Below are 7,887 nucleotides of genomic sequence, written 5' to 3'. Positions count from 1 at the left end.
GGGACCGCGGAACCGCCGGGGCGCACGCCGCCCGCGACGGCCGCGGAGCCCTGGGCGGTCGCCGGTTTCCGGGGTGAAGAACCTGCTCACCTCCGCCCGACCCTGGACGTCGTCACCGGGAGGAGTGCTCCGGTGAATCCTGCGGTTCCAGGTGGGAGGCGAGGACGGCGGCCTGCACCCGCCGTTGCACTCCGAGCTTCGCCAGCAGCCGCGAGATGTGGTTCTTGACGGTCTTCTCCGACAGGTACAGCCTCCTGCCGATCTCACGGTTGGTCAGGCCGTCCCCGATCAGCGCCAGGATGTCCCGCTCGCGCGGCGACAGACCGGCCAGCTCGGGCGGCACCGACGCCATGTCCTCGGGGTCGGCCCGCAGCGAGCGCATCAGGCGGGCCGTCGTCGCCGGGTCCAGCATCGACTGGCCGGAGGCGACCGTGCGCACCGCGGACACCAGGTCCGAGCCCTTGATCTGCTTCAGCACGTATCCCGACGCCCCGGCCATGATCGCGTCCAGCAGGGCGTCCTCGTCGTCGAACGAGGTGAGCATCAGACACGCCAGCTCCGGCATTCGGCTGCGCAGTTCCCGGCACACCGAGATGCCGTCGCCGTCGGGGAGGCGCACGTCGAGCACGGCGACGTGCGGGCGCAGCGCGGGGCCGCGGACGAGCGCGTGCTCGGCGGTGTCCGCGTCGCCGACCACGCGGATGTCCGGTTCGGCGTCGAGCAGGTCGGCCAGACCGCGCCGGACGACCTCGTGGTCGTCGAGCAGGAACACCCGGATCGGATCCTGTGCCGTGAAGGTGCGTGTCTCGGTCATGCCGACCTCTCGCTCCCTGGAGACGGACCGACTGTGGCCCTGTCACCTGCCCGATCATCGCCCGGCGGCGCCGCGCGCACTAGGGCCGACCGGCCCCGACCCACCCCGGCGCCGGCACGCTCGCACCCGGCGGCCGCCGTCACGCGGGAACTCGGTGGCCGTCACGCGCGAACCCGGTCGTACTCGGGATCACCACGCGCGTCCCGTCGTACGCCGGAGCCCGGCCGTCGTCACGCGTGCGCCCCGCGATGGTCGCGGGCGAGGTCGAACCGTACGTCCACCACCCCTTCGACCGCCCGCACCAGACGGGCGGCCACGGGCACCAGGGCGGGGTCCGGGATCCGGCCCGTCAGCGTCACCACGCCGTCCTCCACCTCCAGCTGGACGGCCGACCGGGGCGGCGGGAAGAGGCGGGCCACGATCTCGCGCCGCACCTCCTCCTGGATCTCCCCGTCCTCCCGCAGGAAGACCTTCAGCAGATCGGCCCGGCTGACCACCCCCTCCAGCAGGCCGAGCGCGTCGACCACGGGCAGCCGCTTGACCCCGGCCCGCGCCATGATCCGCGCGGCCTCGGCGACGGTCGCGTCCGCCCGGACGGTGATCGCCGGCGAGGACATCAGGTCCGCCGCGGTGACCGCCTCGCTCTTGGCCAGGTCGGCCGCGGGGCGCAGCCGCGTGTAGCCCGCCGCGGGGTCGTCGCGCAGTTCCTCCTTGGGCAGCAGGTCGGCCTCGGAGACCACGCCGACCACCCGGCCCTCCCCCTCCAGCACGGGCAGGGCGCTGACCCGCCAGTCCTGCATCATCCGCACGATCTCCTTGAAGGGGGCCCGCCTGCCGACGGCGGCGACCGTGTGGGTCATCACGTCACTGACGATGTGCGGGGTGCCGTACATGGTGACTCCGTTGGCCTCTCGGCGGGCGGTCCTGTCCTCCTCAGGTTCTACTGGTCGAGCCGGTCGGCACAGGGGCCGCCCGGCCCTCGGGCGGACCGTTCGGCCGTCCGCCGCGGGCCGGATGCCATGGGTACGGGACGGGGCCGGTCGGTCCCGGCCGGGGGACGACCGGCCCATGACCCGGGCCCCGTCACGTCACGACGCTGGTACCGGATCCCTCGTGCCGCGAGGTGGAGACGCCGAGAGGGGAAGACCGTGACCCGAACCGTCACCGTGGGACTCGACGGCTCGCCCGAGAGCCGGGCCGCCGCCGAATGGGCGGCGCGCGAGGCGCTGCTGCGGGGCCTGCCGCTGAAGGTCCTCCACGTCCGGGTGCCCCTGCCCGAGCCCATGGCCCAGGCGCCGCTGCTCGGCCCCGAGACCGGTCAGGACTGGACGCAGGGTGTCCCGGGCGAGGCCGCCGACGGGCTGCGCCTGCGCCACCCCGGCATCGAGGTGGTCACCGACCAGGTCACCGGCGACCCCGCACGGGCCCTCGCCGAGGCGGCGGACGGATCCGAGCTGCTGGCGCTCGGTTCACGCGGCTTCGGCGGGGTCGGCGGGTTCATGGTCGGCTCGGTCAGCCTGTCCGTCATCACGCACACCGCGCGTCCGGTGGTGCTGGTGCGGGCGGGGCAGCTGGCGCAGGCCCGCTACGCCCTCACCTCGTCCGGCACCACCGCCCCGCGCGCCTCTCTCCTCACCGACGCCGGCGCCCTCACCGGCCTGGACGCCCTGCTCACCGGGGTGCCGGCCGAGGTGCGGACCGCCTTCAGCCGTACGGTCCTCGGCCCGCTGCTGGACGGCCGTCCCCCCGTCGCCGCCCTGCTCACCACCCTGGAGACCTTCCTGGCCTGCGACGGTTCCTGGGCGCGCACGGCACAGGCGCTGCACCTGCACGTCAACACCGTGCACTACCGCATGCAGCGCATCGAGCGGTTGACCGGGCGCGACCTGTCCCGGCTGGGGGACCGGCTCGACCTGTGGGCGGCGCTGCTGTGCCGGTGACGGCTCAGACGCGGTCGATGTGCACGTTGGTGGACTTCACGCGCGCGGTGGCCTCCATGCCGACCTCCAGGCCCAGTTCCTCGACGGCCTCCCGGGTCAGCAGCGACACCAGCCGGTGCGGGCCCGCCTGGATCTCCACCTGGGCGGCGACGTCGCCCAGCTTGATCGCGGTGACGATGCCCGGGAAGGCGTTGCGGACCGAGGTGTAGGAGGCGTCCTCCTCGCCGCTGCCCGCCTTGGCCAGTTCCACGGAGAACGCGGCGAGGTCCTTGCCGTCGATCAGACGCCGGCCGGCTTCGTCGCGATGGGTGGCCATCCGGCCCGCGTCGGCCCAGCGCCGGGCGGTGTCCGGGCTGACGCCGAGCAGCCGCGCGGCCTGGCCGATCGTGTAGGACTGCATGCGGGTCACGATAGGGCCACGGGACGGGAACCGTGGACGTGGGGTTGGCCGTTGGGTATAACGCGATATAGCGTTAGTGCGTGATGACCGGCTCCCACGGGAGCGTCCGAATCGGGGTGAGAGTGATGTCGGCCGAGCTGGTGCGGACTGACGGGTCGCCGGGGCTGCGGGCCTCGCACGCGGACCGGGACCGTGTGGTGGACGTGCTGTCCGGTGCCGCGGGAGACGGCCGGATCACGCCGGAGGAGCTGGACGAGCGCGTGGCGGCAGCGCTCCGCGCCCGGACCATGGGCGAGCTGGCGGCACTGACCGCCGACCTGCCGGACGAGGCCGGCACGGCACCGGCCAAGGACGTCGTCCGGATCGAGCAGGAGGGCTCGTCGACCACGCGCGCGGACGGCTGGGCGGTGCCGCGCCGGATGGAGATCGAGTCGGCCTGGGGAGACGTCACCCTGGACTTCGGCAGCGCGGTGATCACGCACGGCACCCTGCGCCTCGACGTCGAGATGCGGGGCGGCACGCTGCGGCTGATCACCCGGCCGGGCATGGTCGTGGACGCCGACTCGCTGGTGCTCGGCTACGGGAGGACGAAGGTGCGGCCCGCCGCGAACCCGGATGCCCCCGTCGTGCTCCGCGTGGAGATACACGGGCACCTCACCTTCGGGCGGCTGGACGTACGGCCGCGCAGGCGCCGGTTCGGCCGCTAGTGCCTAGCGCCTGGCACCGGTTGCGCGGCCGTACGTCCGGGTGCTCCGCTCAGCCCGTGTGCACCCGCGGCCGGCGCACCCGGTCGGGCTCCGCCTCGCGCAGCACCTCACGGGTGACCGGCGCGACCTCGCCCTGCCCGAACAGGAAGAAGCGCAGGAAGTTGGCGAACGGGCTGCCCTCGGTCCACTCGAAGTAGATGTGCGGGGTGCAGCCGGTGATGTCGCGGACGTGCAGGAGCAGCGCGGCCAGGGCGTTCGGGATGGAGGCGGACTCCAGCGTCAGCACCCGGAAGCGGCTGTGCAGGACCTCGCCGCGCACGGTCAGCCCCGCCTCGAACTCGGAGGGGTCGGTGACCGTGACCTCGACGAAGACGAAGTCCTCCTGCTCCGGCATGTCGTTGTCGGCGCGGATCTGCTCGATCTTGTCGCGGTACTCGGCCTTGTCGCGGTGACCGGGCTCGTTGGCGATGAACCGTATCTTGCGGCTCGCCATGTCCCGAATGAACCGTTCCGCCAGCGGGTCGAGCGTCACGCTGGTCACGCGCAGCTCGAAGGCGCGGGCCAGCCGGGACAGCAGCGAGACCAGGATGATGCCGATGATGAAGCAGGCACCGATCTTCACACCGTCCGGCCGCTCGATGACGTTCACGACCGTCGTGTACACGAACACCACCGCGATGACGGCGAAGCAGATCGTCCAGCGGTGCTGCTGCGCCTTGCGCGCGGCGATGGTCACCGCGATCGCCGCCGAGGTGATCAGCACCAGCACACCGGTGGCGTAGGCGCCGCCCTGCTTGTCGACGTTGGCGTCGAAGACCCAGGTCACCAGGAACGCGATGAGCGTGAAGACGATGACCATCGGGCGCACCGCCCGCGCCCAGTGCGGGGCCATGCCGTAGCGGGGAAGATAGCGCGGCATCAGGTTGAGCAGGCCGGCCATGGCGGAGGCGCCCGCGAACCACAGGATGGCGATGGTCGAGACGTCGTAGACCGTGCCGAAGGCGCCACCGAGGTACTGGTGGGCGAGGTAGGCGAGGGCACGGCCGTTGGCCTGGCCGCCCGGCTTGAACTCGTTCTCCGGGATCAGCAGCGTGGTGATGAAGCTCGTGGTGATCAGGAAGCCGCTCATGATGAGAGCGGCGGTGGTCAGCAGCTTCTTGGTGTCCCGGATCCGGCCGGTCGGCCGCTCCTCGGTGTCGCCCGAGTCGCCCTGGACGTGCGGCATGACGGCGACGCCGGTCTCGAAGCCGGACAGACCGAGGGCGAGTTTCGGGAAGACGACCAGCGCCACGCCGATCATCACGAAGACGTTGCCGTGTTGCACGGTCAGGGCGCTGGTCCAGTCGGTGACCAGGTGCCCGGCGGTGACGACGTGGTACAGGCCGACGATCACGACGACGACGTTGAGCGCGAGGTAGACGCCGACCAGGGCGACCGCTACACCGATCGCCTCCAGGAAGCCCTTCAGGAACACCGCGCCGAGCAGCGCCACCAGGAACAGGGTGATCAGCATCTGCTTGCCCTGCAGGGCGTTCGCCAGATGCGGGTTCTCCACCAGGTGGGTGGAGGCGTCGGCGGCCGACAGCGTGATCGTGATCAGGAAGTCGGTGGCCGCGAACCCCAGCAGGGTCAGCACGAACAGCTTGCCCTGCCAGAAGGAGAGCAGCCGCTCCAGCATCGCGATGGAACCCTCGCCGTGCGGGCTCTCCTCGGCCACGCGACGGTAGACCGGCAGAGCGCCGGCCAGGGTGACGATCACCAGGACGATGGTCGCCACCGGTGACAGCAGACCGGCCGCGAGGGCCGCGATGCCCGGCTGGTAGCCGAGGGTCGAGAAGTAGTCCACACCGGTCAGGCACATCACCCGCCACCAGCGCTGCCCCTTGTGCGGAGGCTCGGGCTCGGCGTGCGGTCCGGTGTGGCCACCGGCCTTGCCCATGTCGGACAGCCCCTCCAGCATCCAGGCGCGCAGGCGGCTGGTACTGGGAGGGTGTTCGGTCGTGGCCATCGGCGTGCTCCTGATGTGGGGCTCAGCTCTTTCCGGCCATCACGCGGACGGCGGCACCAGCGTATGCAGAGCGTGACGCCTGGGCCCACGGATCCGGGGGCCGTGGGCGTCAACGTTGCGTTAAGAATGGCCCGGCCGTACCGGAGCCGCATCAAGAAGCCGAGGCCCGGGGCCGTCGGGACGTGCGCGGCCACGCGGGTGGCCCGGTGTGTCCCCGGCCGGGGAGCGGCCACCGAGTGTCATCTCCTGAGACGGGGGCGAGGTTCCCGGGTTGACTCGGTCGACTCGCTCCCGACCCGAGTCGGTCCGGACCGACTTACGCGGGACCCCGCCGTTCCGTACGACCCGATGGCGGGAGCATCTTCACGGTCGTCTGTAGATCGGCGCGGGACCGGCGTAGGCCGGGTCGCACCTTCACGGTAGGGCGGCGGCCGGGGTGTTACTCCCGGGGCCTGAACCTCGACGCTCGTAGCGGCAGCGTGGCGGCACCCGGTGCTCACAGCCCCCGGGTGTCCATGCGCAGATGCCAGGTGTTGCGCCGGTGCACGGAGAGCAGATCGGACTCCAGCGGGGACGGGGGCACCGCCAGGACCGGGCAGACGGCGTGGGCGAGACAGTGCCGTGAGACCCGGCCCGAGAAGGCCCGCTGCAGTCCGCGTCGGCCCGCGCCCACGACAAGGACGTCGTCCTCGCGGTCCGCGACAGCCACCAGCGCCCGGCCCGGGGCGCCGCGGACGACGAGGGCGTGTACCGGCACACCCGGGCTCACCGTGCCGAAGATCTCCTCTAGCACCGAGACCAGCCGTTGCCTGGCCAGCCGCTGCCACTCCTCGACCGGCAGCCCCGCGGCGGGTGAACGCCGCGCGGCCTGATCGCCGCCCGGCGGCTCCCACGCCAGCACCGGCCACAGTTCGGCTCCCAGGCGGCGGGCGAGCGCGGTGGCCCGCCGCAGCGCCGTGACGCTGCCCAGGGAGCCGCTGACCCCGACCACTACCCGTGCGACCGCCGAGACGTCGTAACCGGACATGACTCCACCGTTCCTCGCGGGTGTCCGCGCGACCGTCGCGGATCCGCCCGCGGCGAGGCCTTCCCTTCCATCCCACTCCCGCGCGGGAGATACGACCAGCCGAGAGGGAGCCCGCCCGGCGGATCCCCGCCGCACCGCCGGAACTCGCCGCGGCTGTCGAAAGTTTCGGACGCGCGCACACGTCGGCGATCCACCACCGGGGCGGTCGCGGGCGCGCGGTGTCTGCGGCTTCGCGAGCAAGGGCTGAACGCGGTGCGGAACGTGTGTGTGCGGGGGCTGAACGCGGTGCGGAACGTGTGTGTGCGGGGGCTGAACGCGGTGCGGAACGTGTGTGTGCGGGGGCTGAACGCGGTGCGGAACGTGTGTGCGGGGGGCGGAGAGCGCTGCGGGACGTGTATGCGCTGGGGCGGAGAGCGCTGCGCCAGCGGCCGGACACGGGCCGTAGCCGGGCCCGGACATGCGTCAGGGCCGGTGCGCACCGGGTGGGTGCGGCCGGCCCCTCAGGTCACTGCCGTGCTCAGGCCGCCGTCATCACCTGGTCCGCACCGAGCGGGCGGTGCGGGGCGATGATGCGTCCGTCGGGCAGCAGCTCACCGGTGTCCTCGAAGAGCAGGACGCCGTTGCACAGCAGACTCCATCCCTGCTCCGGGTGGTGCGCCACGAGACGGGCGGACTCCCGGTCGGCGGACTCTGCTGGCGGGCACGGCGGCTGGTGCTGGCACATGGGTGGGATCTTTCGCTCTGTCGTGGTCATGGCCGTCCCCCGTGGTGATAAGTCGGTCGGAACCCAGTGTTGCCCTCTGGGCGTCATTCCGCAGGGATTTCGCAGCACCGCTTCTCACACGTTGAGGACGCGTCACCCGGGCGGACGGTTCATTCCAACTGCACTGTCCCTTTGGGTGGTTCGCGGTGGCCGAAGCGGACTAGTCCGGACGGCACGGGTGTCGTCACGCACGCGTACCCCGCTTCCCTTGCGGACAGCGGGGTACGC

General features: G+C 72.2%; 8 protein-coding genes. 2 read left to right on the top strand and 6 right to left on the bottom strand.

Annotated elements, in window-relative coordinates:
• Positions 1-112 precede the first annotated feature (112 nt).
• A complete protein-coding gene (locus ACWEN3_RS35970; protein ID WP_452979747.1) occupies positions 113-814 on the bottom strand; it encodes a response regulator in 702 nt (233 codons plus the stop codon).
• 230 nt (positions 815-1,044) lie between these two features.
• On the bottom strand, positions 1,045-1,707 hold the full coding sequence (locus tag ACWEN3_RS35965) for a CBS domain-containing protein (RefSeq protein ID WP_452979744.1): 663 nt from the start codon (positions 1,705-1,707) through the stop codon (positions 1,045-1,047).
• A 255-nt stretch (positions 1,708-1,962) separates the two neighbouring features.
• Here ACWEN3_RS35965 and ACWEN3_RS35960 point away from each other — a divergent pair, with 255 nt between their 5' ends.
• The gene (locus ACWEN3_RS35960) at positions 1,963-2,754 is read left to right on the top strand and encodes a universal stress protein (RefSeq protein WP_452979741.1); all 792 of its coding nucleotides are present in this window, start codon (positions 1,963-1,965) and stop codon (positions 2,752-2,754) included.
• A 4-nt stretch (positions 2,755-2,758) separates the two neighbouring features.
• Here the strand turns inward: ACWEN3_RS35960 and ACWEN3_RS35955 are convergent, their stop codons facing one another.
• Complete coding sequence (locus ACWEN3_RS35955; RefSeq protein WP_452979739.1) at positions 2,759-3,154, bottom strand: TOBE domain-containing protein; 396 nt, start codon at positions 3,152-3,154, stop codon at positions 2,759-2,761.
• Between the two features lie 125 nt (positions 3,155-3,279).
• Between ACWEN3_RS35955 and ACWEN3_RS35950 the strand changes: the two genes are divergently transcribed.
• Positions 3,280-3,861, top strand: coding sequence for a DUF1707 SHOCT-like domain-containing protein (locus ACWEN3_RS35950; protein ID WP_452979736.1), 582 nt, complete (start codon positions 3,280-3,282; stop codon positions 3,859-3,861).
• Positions 3,862-3,910: 49 nt separating this feature from the next.
• On the opposite strand, the gene ACWEN3_RS35945 is transcribed toward ACWEN3_RS35950, so the two are convergent.
• The 3 genes from ACWEN3_RS35945 to ACWEN3_RS35935 all read right to left on the bottom strand — a co-directional run bounded on the left by ACWEN3_RS35945 (position 3,911) and on the right by ACWEN3_RS35935 (position 7,620).
• Entirely contained in the window at positions 3,911-5,869 is a 1,959-nt protein-coding gene (locus ACWEN3_RS35945; RefSeq protein ID WP_452979733.1) for an amino acid transporter, read from the bottom strand.
• A gap of 496 nt (positions 5,870-6,365) precedes the next feature.
• Positions 6,366-6,896, bottom strand: a complete 531-nt coding sequence (locus ACWEN3_RS35940) for a universal stress protein (RefSeq protein ID WP_452979730.1) — start codon at positions 6,894-6,896, stop codon at positions 6,366-6,368.
• A 517-nt stretch (positions 6,897-7,413) separates the two neighbouring features.
• A complete protein-coding gene (locus ACWEN3_RS35935) occupies positions 7,414-7,620 on the bottom strand; it encodes a DUF5999 family protein (protein ID WP_059248121.1) in 207 nt (68 codons plus the stop codon).
• Positions 7,621-7,887 lie beyond the last annotated feature (267 nt).

The sequence above is a fragment of the Streptomyces sp. NPDC004561 genome (genome assembly GCF_053602155.1).
This window is presented reverse-complemented; position numbering and strand designations above follow the sequence as displayed.